This is a genomic window from Micromonospora aridisoli (assembly GCF_056150025.1).
This window is the reverse complement of record NZ_JAXCFK010000002.1, coordinates 83,369-100,686: the sequence shown is the minus strand read 5'-3', so window position 1 is coordinate 100,686 and position 17,318 is coordinate 83,369. Positions and strand designations below refer to the sequence as shown.

Below are 17,318 nucleotides of genomic sequence, written 5' to 3'. Positions count from 1 at the left end.
CCGGTGAGAACGGAAACCGCCTCCACCGACGAGGTCTCCGCGCCACCAGCCGACTGGGCGCACGCGCGTTCCCGGGTGTACGCGGCAGGGCTGGCCGCCGCGCTGCCCGCCGTCGAGCGTCCGCTCGCCGAGACCGACGGACACACCCTCGCCGAGCCACTGACCCCCAGGACCGACCTTCCGGCGTTTCCGACGTCGAGTGTGGATGGCTGGGCGGTGCGTGGTGCCGGTCCGTGGCGGGTGGTCGGGCGGGTGCTCGCGGGCAGTACGCCCGCCCCGTTGACCGAGGACGGGACGACGGTCGAGATCGCCACCGGGGCGATGGTGCCGACCGGTGCCTCGGCGGTGCTGCGGGTGGAGGAGTCGACGCGTACGCCGGAAGGGTTCGTCGACGGCGTGCCACGGGCCACGCCGGAGTGGCGGCAGCCCGGCGAGGAGGCCACCGCCGGTGAGGAACTGCTGCCGGCCGGCACGCCGGTCGACCCGGGTGTGATCGGCCTGGCCGCCTCGTGCGGCCACGACACCCTGCGGGTACGCCGGCAGCCCCGGGCCGCGCTGCTGGTCTTCGGCGACGAACTGCTCACGGCGGGCCCGCCGGCCGCCGGCCGGGTCCGCGACGCGCTGGGTCCGGCGGTGCCGGGCTGGCTGCGCCGGTACGGCTGCCAGGTGCATCCGAGTGACGTGGTCGGCCCGGTCGCCGACACGTTGCCCGCCCACGTGGCCGCGCTGCGTGACGCCCTGGACGACACCGATCTGGTCTGCACCACGGGTGGCACCATGCACGGCCCGGTCGACCACCTGCACCCGGCGCTGGCGGCACTGGACGCCGACTACGTGGTCAACACGGTCGCGGTCCGCCCCGGCTTTCCGATGCTGGTGGCCAGGTTGGTCGGTGCCGACGGGCACGTCCGGTTCGTCGCCGGGCTGCCCGGCAACCCGCAGTCCGCCATCGTGGCGCTGGTGTCGCTGGTCGCGCCGCTGCTGGCCGGCCTGGCCGGTCGACCGATGCCGGTGCTGTCGCACGCCGTTCTCGCCGAGCCGGTCGCCGGTCGTGGTGATCACACCCATCTGGCGCTGGTCCGGCTCGACCGAGCTGCCGGGACCGCCCATCCGGTCCGGCACGTCGGTTCGGCCATGCTGCGTGGGCTCGCGGGTGCCGACGGGTTCGCGGTGATCGCGCCCGGCACCACCGGCTCGGTCGGTGATCGGGTTCCGGTCGTGCCGCTGCCGCTGCTGCCCGGGGAGCGGGCATGGTGACCGTGGTCAGCACCGTCACCGACCAGCCGCTGGATCTGGCCGCGCACGAGGCGGCGGTCGCGGATTCCCGGGCCGGCGCGGTGGTCTCATTCGCCGGGGTGGTCCGGGACCACGACCACGGCCGGTCGGTGACGAGCCTGGAGTACGAAGGCCACCCGAGCGCCGAGAAGGTGCTGCGGGAGGTGGCCGACGAGATCGCCGCCGACCCCGACGTGTACGCCGTGGCGGTCTCCCACCGGATCGGTCCGCTGGCCATCGGTGACGTGGCCCTCGCGGCGGCGGTCAGCACCGCCCACCGGGCCGCCGCCTTCGCCGCCTGCGCGCGGTTGGTGGACGAGGCGAAGGCCCGGCTGCCGATCTGGAAGCGGCAGGTCTTCACCGACGGCTCGGAGGAGTGGGTCAACTGCCCCTGACGGCGACCGCCTGACCCACCGCGGTCGCCGACGCCTACCGCCGTGCGTGGAGCATCGAGGCGCGTGCCGCCCGGTCGGTGTGGTAGGCGGGTTCCGCGCCGGGCCGCCAGGGCAGCGCGGCGACCAGCACGATCAGGGCGAGCGCCAGCGAGTTCTCCATCAGCGCGCCGAACAGGCCGTCCTCGTAGTGCGAGACCTCCGGCAGCTGGTGTTCGTACGGCCAGATAGGAGAGATCAGGAAGAGCAGGTAGAGCCCGACGGCGGCGATGCCGTGGCGGAACCCGGTCAACGTCGGGTACCAGATCGGCGGGCGGAGCGCCGAGACGCCCGGTGGTCCGCCGTACGGCCCCGACGCGGAGCGCAGCGCCGGTCCCCGGCTGGCGTCATGACGGCGGATCGCGGCGTCGGCCAGGACGATGATCGCCGGGATCACCCAGACGAGGTGATGCGTCCAGGAGATGGGGCTGATCACGTTGGCGGTCAGACCCACCAGCGTGAAGGCGGTCAGCTCGTCGCCGTCGGCGTGCGCGTTGGACGCCCGGGACAGGCCGAGCGCCAACACCAGCACGGAGAAGGCCAGCCAGAGCAGCCCCGGGGTCTCGATCGAGTCGTAGAGGCGGGCCAGCAGGCCGGCCAGGGACTGGTTGGGCGTCATGTCGGCGGCGCCGACCCGCTCGGTCTGCCACAGCACGCTGCCGAAGTAGGCGCGCGATTCCGCTCCGACGACGCCGAAGCTGCCGATCGTCACCCCGATGGCGGTGCCGATCGCCGTCGCGGCGACCCGCCACTGCCGGGTGATCATCAGGTAGAAGATGAACAGGGCCGGAGTCAGTTTCACGGCGGTGGCCAGCCCGATGCCCACGCCGGCCCAGGCACCGCCGTAGATGAATCGCAGCAGTGGGCCGTCGTCCTCGGCCTGGTGGGTGCCGCGGCGCGACCGCCAGCGCAAGGCGACCAGGTCGGCCATGATCAGGGCGAACAGCAGCAGGTTGACCTGTCCGTAGCCGAGGGTCTCCCGGGTGGGCTCGATGGCGACGGCGAGCGGCGTGGCGATGGCCACCGTGTACCACAGTGGCCAGCCCAACCGGTCCACGATCGGGCGCAGCAGAGCTGCCAGCACGACGGCCAGTGCGGCGATGCTGACCGCGGCGTTGACCAGACCGGCCAGGGTGACCGGCAGGTGTGCCATCGGCAGCATGGCCAGCCCGGCGAAGGGCGGGTAGGTGAAGCCCAGGGTCGTGTCGGGCGCGACGAACTCGTACAGCTCGTGACCGCTCGCCCACCAGACCACCGCGCCGTGGTAGATCTTCATGTCGAAGAAGTTGTACGGACGCCCGAACGCACCGATGGCGAGCCATGCGGCGTAGGCGACGGCGGCGACGATGCCGGCCCGTACGACTGTCCTACGATCGATCCCACGCGTTACGCGACGGACTGTGGCGAGGCGGTCGAGCCCTCTACCGACGCTCGCCGGCATGGCGCGGCCACCCCCGTACCAAGGTCGTCCTACCCGTCCAGGTCCAGTACGGAGCCTAGAACGGCGCCTCACTTCAGTGCCTCCCGCGTTATGCGACCGTGTCCGATCCCACACATTCTTTTGACATTTCAACCGCGTTAACGCCTACCGGGCGGTTCAGGTGATTCGCGGCGTTGGCCGGGGTGGGGTGGACGGTTCGCAGCTCAGCCGGGGAGTCGCCGAGCGGTGGACGCCGACCGCAGGGCGATCCGGGCCTCGCGACGGGCGGTCCGGACGGCGCGGCGCACCGACCGTCGGGAGTGGCCGATCCGGTGACCAGCCCGCCAGCGTAGCCCTGGCTTACCCTCCGTGTCCGCCGCAGCAAGCAACAACCCACCGAAGAGGCCGAGGTTCTTCAGGAAGTGGATCTGGTTGTTGTTCTTCGCGGCCGGGTCCTCGTTGCTCCAGAAGGCGTGCCCGGCGAGGGTCACCGGGATCAGCGTGCCGGCCAGCACCAGGGCCGCCGGCCGGGTGAACCGCCCGGTCGCCAGCATCAGCCCGGCACCGAACTGCACTGCCGCGTTGGCCCGGATCAGCGTCTCGGTGTCGGTGGGGATGCGCGGATCCGCCCGCTCCAGCAGGGGGGTCACCCGATCGGTGATCGGCTTCGCCGCAGGCACCAGGCGACCGGGGTTGGCGAAGTTGCGGGCGCCGCTGACCACGAAGATGCCGCTCAACATGGCGCGGGCGAGGGATCGTACGGGCGTCATGGAACAGTCATACCCCGTCCGGGCCCCCGCTACGCCCCGCAACGGGGGATGTCGATCGATCGGGTGGTTGTGCCGCCACGCCCGGTTCGGGGACCGTCGCGGATGGACCAGCCGCGCGGGGTAACCTCGCCGCGTGACGACCCTGCGGTTACGTCCCGAGGATCCGGCCGACACCGGCGCGGTCCGCCGGGTACTGGCCGCGGCCTTCGCCCGGCCCGACGTGGCCGTCCCACCGGAGGTACGCCTCGTCGACGAGTTGCGCGGTAGCGACGCGTGGCTGCCGGAGCTGGCGATGGTCGCCGAGTACGGCGGTGAGATCGTCGGCTGCGCCCTGCTGACCCGGGTGATGGTCTGCTCGGACGCGGCCAGCACGCCAGCGGTGGCGCTGGGTCCGGTGGCGGTGGCGCCGCATCGGCAGCGGATCGGGCTCGGTACCTCCGTGGTCCAGGCCGCGCTGGAGGCGGCGACGGAACTTGGTGAGCGGCTGGTGGTGGTGCTCGGCGATCCGGCCTACTACCGGCGCTTCGGCTTCAGCCGGGCCGACCGGCTGGGGCTGACCAGCCCGTGGTCCGGGCTGGGCGAGCCGTGGCAGGCGCTGGTGCTGCCGCCGTCGACCAGCGGTGAGCCGCCACCCCCGCAGGGCGAGGTGGTCTTCCCGCCACCCTGGTCCAGGGTCTGACCTGGCCTCTTCACGTCGAGCGCCGGAGCGGGTCGAGCGGCGTACGGGACCGGTGGAAGCCGCACCGGGCGGATCCCCTCCGGCATGACGAACAACTGGCGCTTCTCGATCGCATCCCCGTGCCGGTCGAGCTGGTAGCAGTCGAGCCACGTCCAGCCGTACGGCGGGTGCCGGTCGGGCAGCTCGCGGATCACCCGGACCACGATCGGCGCGTGGAACTGCGGGGACGCCGCCCGGTTCAGCAGGTACACGCCGGGTGGGACGGTGGGAGTCCCGTCCTCCCGACGGCCGGTCACCGCACAACGTGCCGGCGCTGGGGTCACGGGTGCCTCCTCGGTCGCCAGGAGAGGTCGGGTGGGGCCGCCCCCGACAGGTGCTCGCCGGATGGGGGGCGGCCCCGACAGCACGGCCAGCGGGTTCGGGGGGATCGCCACTGGCGCGTGCCGTTCTGATTTCCACCCTGCCGGCGATTCCTTTCCGCCTACACCCCGTATCGGAGTGGATGCTGAGTGTCCCCGGACGTTCAGGAAGGAACGCGGAATGAATCGTGCCGTCGTCACCGCCATGACCGAGGCGGGCGAAACCGCCGACACTCTCGCAGCGCAGGTCGGTGTCGACGCGAAGACCGCCGCGCGGTGGGCAAGCCATGGACGCATCCCGCGTCCGCAGACCCGGCGGCGGGTCGCCGAGGTACTCGGCCGCGAGGTAACCGAGCTGTGGCCGGACGTCCTCAAGCGGCGCGAGCCGGCGTGGTTCCGGCGGTGGGTGGACATCGAGCGCGAGGCGGTGGCGCTGCGCTGGTTCGAGCTGACCTGGGTGCCGGGCCTGCTCCAGACCGAGGCGTACGCGCGGGCGACCCTGGCCGGGGAGAAACTGACCACCGACGACGTCGGACGGCTGGTGGAGGCTCGCCTGCATCGGCAGGCGATTCTGCGCCGGGAGAACCCACCGATGCTGGTGGTGGTGCTTGACGAGCTGGTGCTGCGCCGGTCCGCCTACGGTGACCGGGCGCTCATGCGTGAGCAGTGCGAGCACCTGGTGGCGTGCGGCGCGCAGCCCACCACTTCGATCCACGTCGTACCCGCGTCGGTGGGGATGTACCCCGGGCTGGGCGGGCCCTTCACCCTCGCCGAGATGGACGACGGCAGCGTGCTCGGGCACGCCGACAGCCAGGCCGAATCACAGATCATCGATCAGCCTGCGGAAGTTGCTACCCTGGCCCGCAGGTGGGAACGCATCCGTGGTGAGGCGCTGTCACGGGCGCAGTCCCTGGACCTTCTCAGGGAAGCGGCAGCATCATGGACATGACCGGCGCGCAGTGGCACAAGAGCAGCAAGAGCGGCAACAATGGCGGGAACTGTGTCGAGGTCGCCGACAACCTTCCCGGCGTCGTTCTCGTGCGGGACACGAAGGACCGTGACGGCGGCACGCTCAGCTTCCAGCCGGCGGCGTGGCGGGGCTTCGTCGAGCTGGCGAAGACCGACCGCCCCACGGATCTGTGGCAGTAAAGGTGCCCGACACGCCGGGGCCGGGCTTGCTGCGCTGCCACAGATCCGGCCCGTCGTCGATCGACGGCTGCGTCAGGCGGGTTGGGTGCGCAGGTAGCGGCCGAAGTGCGGGACGGTGAAGGCAACGGTGCCGCGTTCGCCGGAGTAGATCAGGCCCTTCTTGATCAGCGCGTCGCGGGCCGGAGAGAGGCTGGCGGGCTTGCGGCCGAGGGCTCGGGCGATCTCCGACGTCGGCACCGCCGCGTCCATGTCGTCCCGTCCGCCGCCGTCCGCCGCGCCCTCGACCAGCGAGAGCGTCGCCATCGCCCGCATGTACTCCCGCTCGGCGGGAGTCGCCCGCTCGAAGCGGGATCCGAAGAACCCCACGGCCAGCTCGGCCTCGGCTTCCGGTGCCGCGACCCGGACGTCGGCCACGGTGATCGGTGACCGGGGCGCGTGGTCCCAGGTCGCCTTTCCGTACGCCTGGACGAAGTACGGATAGCCGCCGGACTTCTCGTAGAGCAGGTCGAGTGCCTTCGCCTCGTACTCGACGTCCTCCCGTTCGGCGGGTGCGCAGAGGGCGTGGTCGGCGGCGATCCGGTCGAGCCGGTCGATGCGTTGATACCGGAACAGCCGTTCGGAGTACGACTTGGCCGCGCTCAACACCGCCGGCAGGTGCGGCAGGCCGGCACCGACCACGATCAGGGGCGCGCCGAGCTGGGAGAGTTCGTGGCAGGCGGCGCAGAGCGCGGAGACGTCCTCCGGCCCGAGGTCCTGCATCTCGTCGATGAAGATGGCGACACCGGTGCCGACGTCGCTGGCGACCGATGCGGCGTCGGTGAGCAGCTCCACCAGGTCGATCTCGATGTCGCCGGAGTCGGCCCGTCCGCTGGCCGCCGGTACGTCGATGCCGGGCTGCCACCGGTCACGCAGCTTCGGTGCCGACCCGCCCCGACCGGTGGGGGCACCGCGTTGGGCGAATGCCTTGAGCACCCCGAGGAAGGCGTCGATCCGCTCCGGTGCCCGGTGCCGTGGCGCCAGCTCCCGGACGGCCATGTGCAGGGCCGCGGCGATCGGCCGGCGCAGCGACTGATCCGGTCGCGCCTCGATCTTGCCGCTGCCCCAGAGCCGGTTGATCGCCTGGGACCGCAGGGTGTTCAACAGGACCGTCTTGCCGACGCCCCGCAGCCCGGTCAACATCAGGCTGCGTTCCGGTCGGCCCCGCGCGATGCGTTCCAGCACGATGTCGAAGACGTCCAGTTCGCGCCCCCGCCCGGCGAGTTCGGGCGGGCGCTGGCCGGCGCCCGGCGCGTACGGGTTGCGGACCGGATCCACGCATCGCAGAGTATCGGGCCGTCTAGAGGGGAGGCTAGACATGGATAGACGGCGGTATCGGCGTGTTGCCCTCGACATAAAACTAGTGCTGTCTAGCCTCCAGGCTAGACAGCACTAGTTTTGGTAATCGACCCGTCAGTCACGCTGCTTGAGGCAGAGCACGAAGTCGAGGGAGTCCAACTCGCTGTCGTAGAAGTACCAGTTGGTGTAACCGTCGACCGCCGCACACTTCTCCTCGGCGTCCCGCTCACCGCTGGTCTCGCCGTCGAAGCGCCGCAGCACCTCGTACGACCTCGGCACACAGTCGCTCAACAGCAGCTTGGGCTTGCCGCCGGCCGGTGCGTCGTTGCGTACACACTGCCCGGCCTGCACGAACCGGGGGTCGGCGGACGAGGCGGGGGCCGGCTCGTCGGGAGGGACCTCCTCGTCGTCAGGCGCGTCCGGTTCGGACGCCACCTCCTCGGTCGGCGCGGCGACCGGGGTCGGGGTCTCGTTGTCCTGCCCCAGCAGGTAGGTCGCGGTCACCCCGCCCAGCACCAGTACCAGGACGGCTGCCAGCACGACGAGCATCCGACCGCGCCTGCGCTCCGGCGGGGGCACCGGTGTGCCGGCGTACCCGGTCTCCGCGTCGTGCTGGTGCGCGGACGGCACCCAGGCACCCGATGACTGCGCGGCCTGCCCCGGCCCGTACCCGTACCCCTGATCGGAGCCGTAACCCTGATCGGGCTCGTAGCCGGAGCCATGTCTCCACCCGGAACCGTGGTCCTGGCCCGAGCCGTATGCTCGGCCCTCGCCGTAGACCTGACCACCGTAGGTGCGACCGGACTCATAGGTCTGACCGGACTCGTAGGTCCGGTCAGGGTCATAGGGCGGCTCAGGCTCGGGCGACTGGCCGCGGCCGTACCACTCACCGGGTCGGGGCTCGTGCCACGGCTGCGGACCTGGGCCCGGTGGTCCGTAGTTCGCCATGCACGCCCTCCTGAGCCGTCGGGTGCAACTGGTGGTGGATGGCGGCCGGCCTTCGGCGTCGCCCACGTCATCGAAGGGTAACGGCACCGATGCCACCCACCGTGGTTACCGGTGAACACTCTCAGATGAGGCGCAGCTGGCGGTCCTTCGGTCGCCGAGGTCCGTCGCTGTCGCCGAGGCGTTCGAACAGGCCCGGGTCCACCACGTCGAGGAAGGGCGACGGGCGGCAGTCCCGTTCCGAGCCCTGTCGCACCCGGCGGGCGGCGTGGCTGACGTAGAGCCGGTCCTGGGCGCGGGTCAGCCCGACGAAGAAGAGTCGGCGTTCCTCGGCCACCGCAGCCTCGTCGGGTGTGGTGCCGGGCCAGCGCAGCGGCAGCAGCCCGTCCTCGGCACCGACCAGGAAGACCACCGGAAACTCCAGCCCCTTGGCGGCGTGCAGGGTCAACAGGGTGACCGCCTCCGCCCGCGGGTCGAGGGCGTCCACCTCCGCGCCGGTGGCGAGCTGCGACAGGAACATCTCCAGGTCGTCACCACACCGGCGGGCCAGCGGCGTCAGCAGGTCGACAGCGGTGCGGACATCCTCCGGACGTACCCCGCCCGACCCGTCCAGGGTCGGGACGGCGAACCGGTCCGCGAGCACCTGGCCGGCGAGGCGTACCCGGGCGGGCAGGGCACCCTCAAGGCCCGAGGCGTGGCGCAGCTCGCGGGCGATGGCCATCACTCCGGGACGGTCCCGCAGCCGGTCGTGCGAGCGTTTCTGCACCGGAATGTTGGCCCGGGCCAGGGCGTCCACGATCGGCGCGGCCTGCGAGTCGGTGCGGTACAGCACCGCGATGTCCGAGAAGGACAGCGTGGTCGACCGGCCGTCGATCCGACCGGAGTCCAGCGACCGGTGGGACAGGCCACCGACGAGCTCGTCCACGGTGCGTACCACGAAGTCGGCCTCGTCGGCGACGGAGGCCGCGGCGTACCGACCGACCAGCGGCGCTTCGGGATCCAACCGGGCGGGATCCAACCGGCGACCCCGGACCAGCGAGGACGGCGCGATGGCCTGCACCGCCGCGGCGAGGATCGGCGCGGAGGAGCGGTAGTTGCGGTTCAGTCGGACCAGCCTCGCGTCGGTGAAGTCCTGCGAGAAGCGCAGGAAGTACCCGACGTCGGCACCCCGGAACGAGTAGATCGCCTGGTCCGGGTCGCCGATCGCGCACAGGTTCCCGTCGGCCGGACTGAGCAGGCGTAGCAGCTCGTACTGCACCGCGTCGACGTCCTGGTACTCGTCCACGAAGATCCACCGCCACCGCTCCCGGTACCGGTCGACCAGCCTCCGGTCCTCCCGTAGCAGCGCCACCGGCAGGGTGAGCAGCTCGTCCAGGTCCACCATGCCCTGCTTGCGCAGCAGGGCGGTGTACCGGGCCGGATCGTCTCCGGCGTCGGTCCGCGCGGTCGCCCGATCCGCGTCGTCGGCGATCCGGAAGTTCTCGGGCAGACCGGCGACCTCGGCGTTCTCGCGCAGAATGGTCAGCCCGAGCGAGTGGAAGGTGCCGACGGTGACGTCCTCGGCGACCGGCCCGAGCAGACCGTCGAGGCGGTGCCGCAGTTCCTCCGCGGCCCGCCGGGTGAACGTGATCGCCAGGCACTGTTCGGGGAAGACGTTCAGCTCGGCGCAGAGGTACGCGATGCGGTGGGTCAGCGTCCGCGTCTTGCCGGTGCCCGGTCCGGCGACGATCAGCAGCGGGCCGCCGGGGGCCGAGGCGGCCACCCGCTGCATCGCGTCGAGCCGGTCGAGCAGGCCGGTGCCGACCTCCTCCATACCGGCGAGCATCGGCTCGAACGGTTCGTGCGGGGATGGCGCTGGCGCGATCGGTGGCGCCGGGGGTACCGACTTGCGCTTCGGTTCGGGCTTCACCGCTGACCGCTTCGCACCGACGTCCGTCTTCGTGGCCTCCGGGGCGCGTCGCTGGGCGGGTACCGGCACGTCGAACAGCGTCTCCTGCCCGGCGGCAACCTTCGTGCCGCTCAACTCCGCCGGCTCGAACAGGGTGATCACGCCGTACTCACCGTCGTAGCCCGGCACCCGGCGGACCTCGCCGCGCCGGAGCCGGCCGATGCCCTCGGCGAGCAGCTCGCCACCGGCCCGGCCGATCTCGTCCAGCGGAGTACGCGTCAGGATCTCCAGCTCGGGCCCGAGCGCGGCAACCAGCTCGGTCAGCTTCCCCTCGACCCGCTTGGAGCGCGGACCAACCTTGTTGATCTCGCCGAGTATCTCGGCGAGCTGGATCAGGTGGGTCACCTCGGGGACATGCTCCGGCCGGTATCCCTCGGGCCGGTCGGCCAGGTCCTCGACCCGGCTCAGCACGCCGACCGTCAGCGGCTTGCCGCACTCCGGGCAGCGCCCGCCGGCCTCCCGGGTACGCTCCGGTGCCCAGTTCACCCCGCACAGCCGGTGACCGTCGGCGTGGTACTTGCCCTCCTCGGGGAAGAACTCGATCGTTCCGGCCAGCCCGTCACCGGTACGCAGCGCCTCCCGGATGCCGAAGTAGTCCCGGGGCGCGGCGAAGACCGTGGCCTCGCGGGCGAGCGCGGGTGGCGAGTGCGCGTCGGAGTTGGAAACCAGCCGGTAGCGGTCCAGGCTGCCGACCCGCCAGTTCATCTCCGGGTCGGAGGAGAGCCCGGTCTCCACCGCGAAGATGTGGTCGGCCAGGTCGGCGTAGCAGTCGGCGATCGCGTCAAAGCCGGACTTCGAGCCGAGGGCTGAGAACCAGGGGGTCCAGATGTGCGCCGGAACGAGGTAGCCGTCCCCGCTCGCCTCCAGGGTGATCTCCAGCAGGTCGCGCGAGTCCAGGCCGAGGATGGGCCGGCCGTCGGAGCCCAGGTTGCCGATCCGGCCGAGCGCGGCGTTGAAGCGGCCCACCGCGTCGAGGTCCGGCAGGTAGATCAGGTGGTGGACCTTGCGCGTCCGGTCGTCCCGCTTGTAGATCGTGGAGATCTCCACGCTGAGCATGAACCGGACCGGGTCGCTCTCCGCCTCGCTGGCCAGCCGGGGTGGCAGCCGGCGGGCGATGTCCCGTTCCGCCTCCGGCGACAGCCGGTAGAGGCCCGGCTCGGCGGGGTGCAGCGTCTCACGCAGGTGGTCGTACCAGGCGGGGTGGGTGAAGTCGCCGGTGCCGAGGACCGCGATGCCCTTGCGTCGCGCCCACCAGCCGAGGTTCGGCAGGGTCAGGTCGCGGCTGCAGGCCCGCGAGTACTTCGAGTGGATGTGCAGGTCCGCGACGAACGGCGGAAGGCCACCGGGGGGTACGGCATCGAACGGGGGCACGCCGCATCCTGCCACGACCGGCCGCGCTCCCGCTCGGCGCCACGCACGGAGGTGAGCTGCGCTATGCCGAGCGCAGCTCGACGAGGGTGATCTGAGGCTCCGCCCCGACCCGCACCGGCGGCCCCCAGAAGCCGGCGCCGTTGGTGACGTACACCTTCGTGCCGTCCACCTCGCCGAGCCCGGAGACGACCGGCTGTTCCAGCTTGACCAGCAGGTTGAAGGGGACGATCTGGCCGCCGTGGGTGTGGCCGGACAGTTGCAGGTCGACGCCGTACCTCGCCGCCTCCAGCGCGGCCACCGGCTGGTGGGCCAGCAGCACCACCGGTCGGGAGGGGTCACGGTCGCCCAGCGCGGCGCGGTAGTCCGGCGGCGCCGAGACTCCGCTGCCCGTGGCGGAGACGTCGTTGACGCCGGCAAGGTCGATCACACCGCCGCGGGTGGCGATCTCCAGTCGCCGGTTCTGGAGCACCCGCAGCCCGAGCCGGTCGACCTCGGCCACCCACTCCTCCACGCCGGAGTAGTACTCGTGGTTGCCGGTGACGAAGTAGCTGCCGTGGCGGGACCGCAGCCCGCGCAGCGGAGCCGCGTCGTCACCCAGCTCGGCCACCGTGCCGTCGACCAGGTCGCCGACCACGGCGACGATGTCGGCGTCGAGCCGGTTGATGGCCGCCACGATCCGCTCGGTGTGCGCCCGGCCGGTCAGCGGGCCGATGTGGATGTCCGAGACCGTGGCGATGCGCAGACCGTCCATGCTGCGAGGCAGCTTGGCCAGCGGGATCTGTACCCGGTCCAGCTGGGGCGGACCCATCGCGGTGCGTACGCCGTAGCCGACCAGTCCGGTGGCGGTGAGCCCGGCGAAGATCGCGGCACCGCGGGCGAGCAGCAGGCGACGTCCCGGGTCGTGGTCGGGGCCGACCGCGCCAGCGGCCGGTGGATCCGCCGGACCGCCGCTCGCCGGCTGAGGCGGCCCGGTCGGTTCGTCGGCGGCGGTCGGCTCGTCGGCCGCCGGCCCGGATGCGGGCGCACCGGCGACGCCGACCAGGACCGGCTCCGGCGTGGCCAGGGCCGACCGGCGGCGCAGCACCAGCCGCGTCACCAGCATCGGGATCTCCAGCGCGACGAGCAGCACCAGCAGGTAGAACATCAGCGCGAGCCAGAGATAGCCCGGCCAGGCGAGCCAGTACATCCCCGCTCGCGTGCCGACCATGGTCGCCGGCACGAGCAGGGCAAGCACGACCGCGGTGATCGTGCCGGCCCGTCGCCAGCGGCCGGCGGTGGTGGTGTCCTTGACCAGCCGTTTCCACAGGTACAGATGGATCAGCCCGGTGATCACGGCAAGGGTGGTCACGAAGCCGAGTACCGCGAACACGTGTGGATCCCCCTCAGCCACCGGCGAAGGGAGGAAGGACGTCGATCGTCGCCCCGGCCGGCAGCGGCTGCCTCCGATCATGACAGGTCACGCCGTCGATCAGAAAACTTGAGACCGCCAGCACGGGCACCATGCGCTCGCCGTGCCGTTCGGCCAGTTCGGCCACCAGTTCCTCCAGCGACCGTCCCGCGGTGGCGGTCTCCTCGGCACGGCCGGCCGCCGCCCTGGCTCCGGCGAAGTAACGGACGGTGACGCTCGCCATGGTCAGCCTCCGATGGCCGACATCGGCCGGGTCGGTTGCAGGAAGGTTGGATCGTCGATGCCGTGCCCGGCCCGTTTGGTGAGCGTCGCCGACCGCCAGCGGCGGGCAAGCTCCTCGTCGTCGGCCCCGGCCCGCAGCGCGCCGCGCAGGTCCGACTCCTCCGTGGCGAACAGGCAGTTCCGGATCTGTCCATCGGCGGTGAGCCGGGTCCGGTCGCAGTCGCCGCAGAACGGTCTGGTCACCGTGCCGATAACACCGACCCGGGCCGGGCCGCCGTCGACCAGCCAGGTCTCGGCGGGGGCGGTGCCGCGTTCGGTCGGGTCAGGGCTGAGATCGTACGCGGCACGCAGCGCGGTCAGGATCTCGTCCGCGGTGACCATGGCGGCGCGGTCCCAGCCGTGCTGCGCGTCCAGCGGCATCTGCTCGATGAACCGCAGCTCGTAGCCGTGGTCGAGGGCGAAGCGCAGCAGTGCTGCCGCCTCGTCGTCGTTGACGTCGCGCATCAGCACGGTGTTGACCTTGACCGGGGTTAGTCCGGCGGCGGCCGCCCCGGCCAGACCGTCCAGCACGTCGGCCAGCCGGTCCCGGCGGGTGAGTCGGGTGAAGCGCTCCCGATCCAGCGTGTCCAGCGAGACGTTGACCCGGTCGAGGCCGGCGGCGCGTAGCGCGGGAGCGAGCCGGTCCAGGCCGATTCCGTTCGTGGTCAGCGAGATCCGGGGGCGCGGTTCGAGCGCCGCGACGGCTTCGACGATGCCGACCAGACCGGGTCGGATGAGCGGTTCACCCCCCGTGAACCGCACCTCGTCCACCCCGAGCCGGCACACCGCGACCCGGATCAGCCGGACCACCTCGTCGTCGGTGAGCAGCTGCGGCCCGGCGAGCCAGGGCAGCCCTTCGGCCGGCATGCAGTAGGTGCAGCGCAGGTTGCACTTGTCGGTCAGGGACACCCGCAGGTCCCGGGCGACGCGGCCGTACCGGTCGACGAGACCGGTCGGCGGGGGCAGGCTCACCGCTCGACGGTAGCGCGGTCGACCCCCCGAAGGGCGTCCCGGGCGCTCCGGGTTACCGAATCGCGGTACGCCGCACCGAAGAGCGCGGTATGCACGAGCAGCAGGTGCAGTTGGTGCAGCGGGACACGGCTGCGCCAGCCGTCGGCCAGCGGCCAGCTCTCCTGGTACGCCGCCAGGATCCGATCCCGGTGCGGAGGGCCCCCGAAGAGCGCCAGCTGCGCCAGGTCGGTCTCCCGGTGTCCGCCGTGCGCCGCCGGGTCGACCAGCCAGACCCGGTCGTCACCGCCCCAGAGCAGGTTGCCCGGCCAGAGGTCGCCGTGGATCCGGGCGGGCGGCTCGTCGCCGCCGAACTCGCCGATCCGGGCCATCACCTGTTCGACCAGGGCGGCGTCGGCACTGCTCAGGGCTCCGCCGTCCACCGAGCGGCGGAGGTACGGCAGCAGCCTGGCCCGCACGAACCACTCCGCCCACGGACCGTCGTCGGGTGTGTTGTCCGCCGGCAGCGCCCCGATGAACCCCGGCCACCGGGCGCCGAACGCCGGGGCGCCGGCCCGGTGCAACTCGGCCAGCTCCCGACCGAAACGTTCGGCGGCCTCCGGACCCGACTCGCCCGGCTCGATCCATTCCAGCGCCAGCAGGTCCGGCAAGGCCACCAGCACCTCAGGTACGGCGACGGCACCGGCCTCGCGAAGCCAGCGCAGGCCGGCCGCCTCGGTGGCGAAGAACCCCTCCGGCACCGGCCGCGCGTTCTCCGGCCAGGTCTTCGCGAACACCGAGTGACCGTCGTCCAGGGTCAGCCGGGAGGCCGAGCAGATGTCGCCGCCGGACACCGGCGTCTCCCTGATCCGCTGGTGGGTCAGGAAGGTCGGCAACTGCTCCGGATGCGCCCGCAGGTACGCCAGATCCATCCCCGCAACGTATCGCTTAACCGACGGGAACCACGTCGACGGCGTACCCCTTGTAGCGTTTCGGCTCGGCGGTGATGAGCGGGCGACCCGTCGGGTCCGCCGTCGACAGTCGCTCTGTCGATAGGGTGCGACAGTGCGGCCGCCGATAAGCGTCACGGTCTGGGAGGGTCCGGCGTCGGCAACTCCGGCGATCCTCGTCCACGGCACCTTCACCTGGGCCGGCCGTGCGTTCGAGCATCAACGGCCCCTCGCCGTACACCGTCGGGTGCTGCTGCCCGACCGGCGCGGCTTCGGCGCCAGCCCCGACCTCGACGACAGCGACGTGACGAGCGACTACACCGTCGATGCCGCCGACATCGTGGCGCTGTTGGGCACCGGAGCCCACCTGGTCGGCCACTCGTACGGCGGCACGGTGGCGATGCTCGCCGCCGCCTCCCGGCCCGACCTGGTCCGCTCGCTGACGCTCATCGAGCCGTGCGCGCACACGGTCGCCGCCGATGATCCCGTCGTGGCGGCCGCCATAGCGGACGGTCGCAGGTTCATGGCAGGCGCCCGCCAGGGGAGCCCAGCGGAGTACGTCGACTTGGCCTACGGCGAACGGCCTCGCCCGGAACCTGCCGCCTGGTTGCTACGGGCGGCACGGACCGCGCTGGGTGAGCGACCCTGCTGGCTGGCCGAGTTGGCGACGGAACCGCTGCGGGAGTCGGCCTTCGGGAAGCTTGTCGTGGTCGGTGGGTGGGAGATCGTGCCACCCGGCTACCGGCCGGGCATGGCCGAGGTGATGCGCCGGGTCGGCGCGCGCGTCGCCGAACACATCGGCGGGCGACTTGTGCGGGTCGCCGACGCGGCACACGAGCCGCAGGGCGAGCAACCGGCCACATTCAACCGACTGCTCGCCGACTTCTGGGCGGCCGCCGATCGCGTGTGACCTGGCAGAACACGGTCCGTAGCTGTGGATAACCCGCGTGTCGTCCACAGGGGCAGCGGCGCTCACCCGTCGCCTCGCAGGCTGCCTGCATGAACTCGACCGACCTGCCCCGACTGTCCGTCCGCTCTCCCGCCGACCTCATCGCCGCCGTGCCGTACCTGCTCGGCTTCCATCCGGCCGACAGCATCGTGGTGGTGGCGCTGTCCGGCAAGCGGATCGTCTTCGCCGCGCGCGGCGACCTGCCCGGCGACGGCGACCCCTACGAGCCCGGCCAGCACATCGCGGCGGTGACCGCCCGGCAGGGCGCCGACGCGGCCACCGTGATCGGGTACGGCCCGGCCGCCCGGGTGACCCCGGCGGTGGACGTGGTCCGAGCCGCGTTGGCCGAGGCGGGGTTGACAGTTCTCGACGCGCTACGGGTCACCGACGGGCGCTGGTGGTCCTACCTCTGCGACGAGCCGCAGTGCTGTCCGCCGGAGGGCAGCCCGTACGACCCGCAGGCCAGCGCGGTACCCGCCGCGGCGGTCTTCGCCGGACAGGTGGCCCTGCCCGACCGGGCGGCGCTCGCCGCGCAGGTGGCACCGGCCGGCGGGGAGGCGATGCGGCACGCCGTCGGACGCGCGGAGCAACGGCTCACCGACCTGTTGGCGGCGGCACCCTCCACCGACCTGCTCGGTGCCCGGGCGCTGAGAGCGGCCGGCACGGCGGCGCTGCGGGCCACCAAGCGGCGCCACCGTGGCGGCGAGTGCCTGACCGACGACGAGGTGGCCTGGCTCTGCCTGCTCCTGACCCACCTACCGGTGCGCGACCACGCCTGGGAGCGCACCGACGGCCGGGACGAGGATGTCGCGTTCTGGGCCGAGCTGCTACGCCGGGCCGAGCCGGAGCTGATCGCCGCACCGGGTTCTCTGCTCGCGTTCGCCGCCTGGCGTGACGGGCAGGGCGCGTTGGCGGCGGTGGCGCTGGAACGGGTGCTGGCCGAGCATCCCGACTACTCGCTCGCTCTGCTGCTGGACGATCTGCTCCGCCGGGGTGTGCCCCCGTCGCGGCTGGACGGTTGGCCGGCGACCGGGCTGCCCCGGGCGCGACGCCGGGCGAGGCGGCGCGCACGACGACGCCCGTGATGACGACCGACCGAGCAGATCCGGTGGGTCACGGC

General features: G+C 72.2%; 16 protein-coding genes. 7 read left to right on the top strand and 9 right to left on the bottom strand.

The genetic code is table 11. The annotated features are described in order from the left end of the window. Positions 1 to 3: 3 nt before the first annotated feature. Complete coding sequence (locus tag SM447_RS03945; protein WP_474571350.1) at positions 4 to 1,257, top strand: molybdopterin molybdotransferase MoeA; 1,254 nt, start codon at positions 4 to 6, stop codon at positions 1,255 to 1,257. Then, positions 1,251 to 1,670: a molybdenum cofactor biosynthesis protein MoaE gene (locus SM447_RS03940; protein WP_474571349.1), complete on the top strand. Its 420-nt coding sequence runs from the start codon at positions 1,251 to 1,253 to the stop codon at positions 1,668 to 1,670. Before SM447_RS03945 ends, SM447_RS03940 begins: the two co-directional genes overlap by 7 nt. A gap of 34 nt (positions 1,671 to 1,704) precedes the next feature. Here the strand turns inward: SM447_RS03940 and SM447_RS03935 are convergent, their stop codons facing one another. Together SM447_RS03935 and SM447_RS03930 are read right to left on the bottom strand one after the other, a co-directional pair. Further along, positions 1,705 to 3,147, bottom strand: coding sequence for a glycosyltransferase 87 family protein (locus SM447_RS03935; protein ID WP_474571348.1), 1,443 nt, complete (start codon positions 3,145 to 3,147; stop codon positions 1,705 to 1,707). 203 nt (positions 3,148 to 3,350) lie between these two features. Next, complete coding sequence (locus tag SM447_RS03930) at positions 3,351 to 3,896, bottom strand: DoxX family protein (RefSeq protein ID WP_474571347.1); 546 nt, start codon at positions 3,894 to 3,896, stop codon at positions 3,351 to 3,353. A gap of 133 nt (positions 3,897 to 4,029) precedes the next feature. Between SM447_RS03930 and SM447_RS03925 the strand changes: the two genes are divergently transcribed. The 3 genes from SM447_RS03925 to SM447_RS03915 all read left to right on the top strand — a co-directional run bounded on the left by SM447_RS03925 (position 4,030) and on the right by SM447_RS03915 (position 6,083). Next, positions 4,030 to 4,575: a GNAT family N-acetyltransferase gene (locus SM447_RS03925; protein ID WP_474571346.1), complete on the top strand. Its 546-nt coding sequence runs from the start codon at positions 4,030 to 4,032 to the stop codon at positions 4,573 to 4,575. 540 nt (positions 4,576 to 5,115) lie between these two features. Beyond that, positions 5,116 to 5,883, top strand: a complete 768-nt coding sequence (locus SM447_RS03920) for a DUF5753 domain-containing protein (RefSeq protein WP_474571345.1) — start codon at positions 5,116 to 5,118, stop codon at positions 5,881 to 5,883. Beyond that, entirely contained in the window at positions 5,880 to 6,083 is a 204-nt protein-coding gene (locus SM447_RS03915) for a DUF397 domain-containing protein (RefSeq protein WP_474571344.1), read from the top strand. The genes SM447_RS03920 and SM447_RS03915 overlap by 4 nt, the downstream gene beginning before the upstream one ends. A gap of 72 nt (positions 6,084 to 6,155) precedes the next feature. Here SM447_RS03915 and SM447_RS03910 read toward each other — a convergent pair whose 3' ends face one another. The 7 genes from SM447_RS03910 to SM447_RS03880 all read right to left on the bottom strand — a co-directional run bounded on the left by SM447_RS03910 (position 6,156) and on the right by SM447_RS03880 (position 15,231). Then, positions 6,156 to 7,397, bottom strand: coding sequence for an AAA family ATPase (locus SM447_RS03910; protein WP_474571343.1), 1,242 nt, complete (start codon positions 7,395 to 7,397; stop codon positions 6,156 to 6,158). A gap of 135 nt (positions 7,398 to 7,532) precedes the next feature. Beyond that, positions 7,533 to 7,997, bottom strand: a complete 465-nt coding sequence (locus SM447_RS03905) for an LppU/SCO3897 family protein (protein ID WP_474571877.1) — start codon at positions 7,995 to 7,997, stop codon at positions 7,533 to 7,535. Between the two features lie 490 nt (positions 7,998 to 8,487). Beyond that, positions 8,488 to 11,682, bottom strand: coding sequence for a UvrD-helicase domain-containing protein (locus tag SM447_RS03900; protein ID WP_474571342.1), 3,195 nt, complete (start codon positions 11,680 to 11,682; stop codon positions 8,488 to 8,490). A 61-nt stretch (positions 11,683 to 11,743) separates the two neighbouring features. Beyond that, entirely contained in the window at positions 11,744 to 13,051 is a 1,308-nt protein-coding gene (locus SM447_RS03895) for a metallophosphoesterase (protein WP_474571341.1), read from the bottom strand. 13 nt (positions 13,052 to 13,064) lie between these two features. After that, complete coding sequence (locus SM447_RS03890) at positions 13,065 to 13,313, bottom strand: MoaD/ThiS family protein (protein WP_474571340.1); 249 nt, start codon at positions 13,311 to 13,313, stop codon at positions 13,065 to 13,067. Between the two features lie 2 nt (positions 13,314 to 13,315). Beyond that, a complete protein-coding gene (moaA, locus tag SM447_RS03885) occupies positions 13,316 to 14,323 on the bottom strand; it encodes a GTP 3',8-cyclase MoaA (RefSeq protein WP_474571339.1) in 1,008 nt (335 codons plus the stop codon). After that, positions 14,320 to 15,231: a fructosamine kinase family protein gene (locus tag SM447_RS03880; protein WP_474571338.1), complete on the bottom strand. Its 912-nt coding sequence runs from the start codon at positions 15,229 to 15,231 to the stop codon at positions 14,320 to 14,322. Before SM447_RS03880 ends, moaA begins: the two co-directional genes overlap by 4 nt. Before the next feature lie 133 nt (positions 15,232 to 15,364). Between SM447_RS03880 and SM447_RS03875 the strand changes: the two genes are divergently transcribed. Both SM447_RS03875 and SM447_RS03870 read left to right on the top strand, forming a co-directional pair. Continuing rightward, the gene (locus tag SM447_RS03875) at positions 15,365 to 16,159 is read left to right on the top strand and encodes an alpha/beta fold hydrolase (RefSeq protein ID WP_474571337.1); all 795 of its coding nucleotides are present in this window, start codon (positions 15,365 to 15,367) and stop codon (positions 16,157 to 16,159) included. Between the two features lie 89 nt (positions 16,160 to 16,248). Then, a complete protein-coding gene (locus SM447_RS03870) occupies positions 16,249 to 17,283 on the top strand; it encodes a DUF4192 domain-containing protein (protein WP_474571336.1) in 1,035 nt (344 codons plus the stop codon). Positions 17,284 to 17,318: the final 35 nt, after the last annotated feature.

Bases quoted from the DNA above. Each gene is read 5' to 3' on its own strand.
- SM447_RS03940 (WP_474571349.1), top strand. From the start codon at position 1,251: ATGGTGACCGTGGTCAGCACCGTCACCGACCAGCCGCTGGATCTGGCC.
- SM447_RS03935 (WP_474571348.1), bottom strand. From the start codon at position 3,147: ATGCCGGCGAGCGTCGGTAGAGGGCTCGACCGCCTCGCCACAGTCCGT.
- SM447_RS03930 (WP_474571347.1), bottom strand. From the start codon at position 3,896: ATGACGCCCGTACGATCCCTCGCCCGCGCCATGTTGAGCGGCATCTTC.
- SM447_RS03920 (WP_474571345.1), top strand. From the start codon at position 5,116: ATGAATCGTGCCGTCGTCACCGCCATGACCGAGGCGGGCGAAACCGCC.
- SM447_RS03915 (WP_474571344.1), top strand. From the start codon at position 5,880: ATGACCGGCGCGCAGTGGCACAAGAGCAGCAAGAGCGGCAACAATGGC.
- SM447_RS03890 (WP_474571340.1), bottom strand. From the start codon at position 13,313: ATGGCGAGCGTCACCGTCCGTTACTTCGCCGGAGCCAGGGCGGCGGCC.
- SM447_RS03880 (WP_474571338.1), bottom strand. From the start codon at position 15,231: ATGGATCTGGCGTACCTGCGGGCGCATCCGGAGCAGTTGCCGACCTTC.
- SM447_RS03870 (WP_474571336.1), top strand. From the start codon at position 16,249: ATGAACTCGACCGACCTGCCCCGACTGTCCGTCCGCTCTCCCGCCGAC.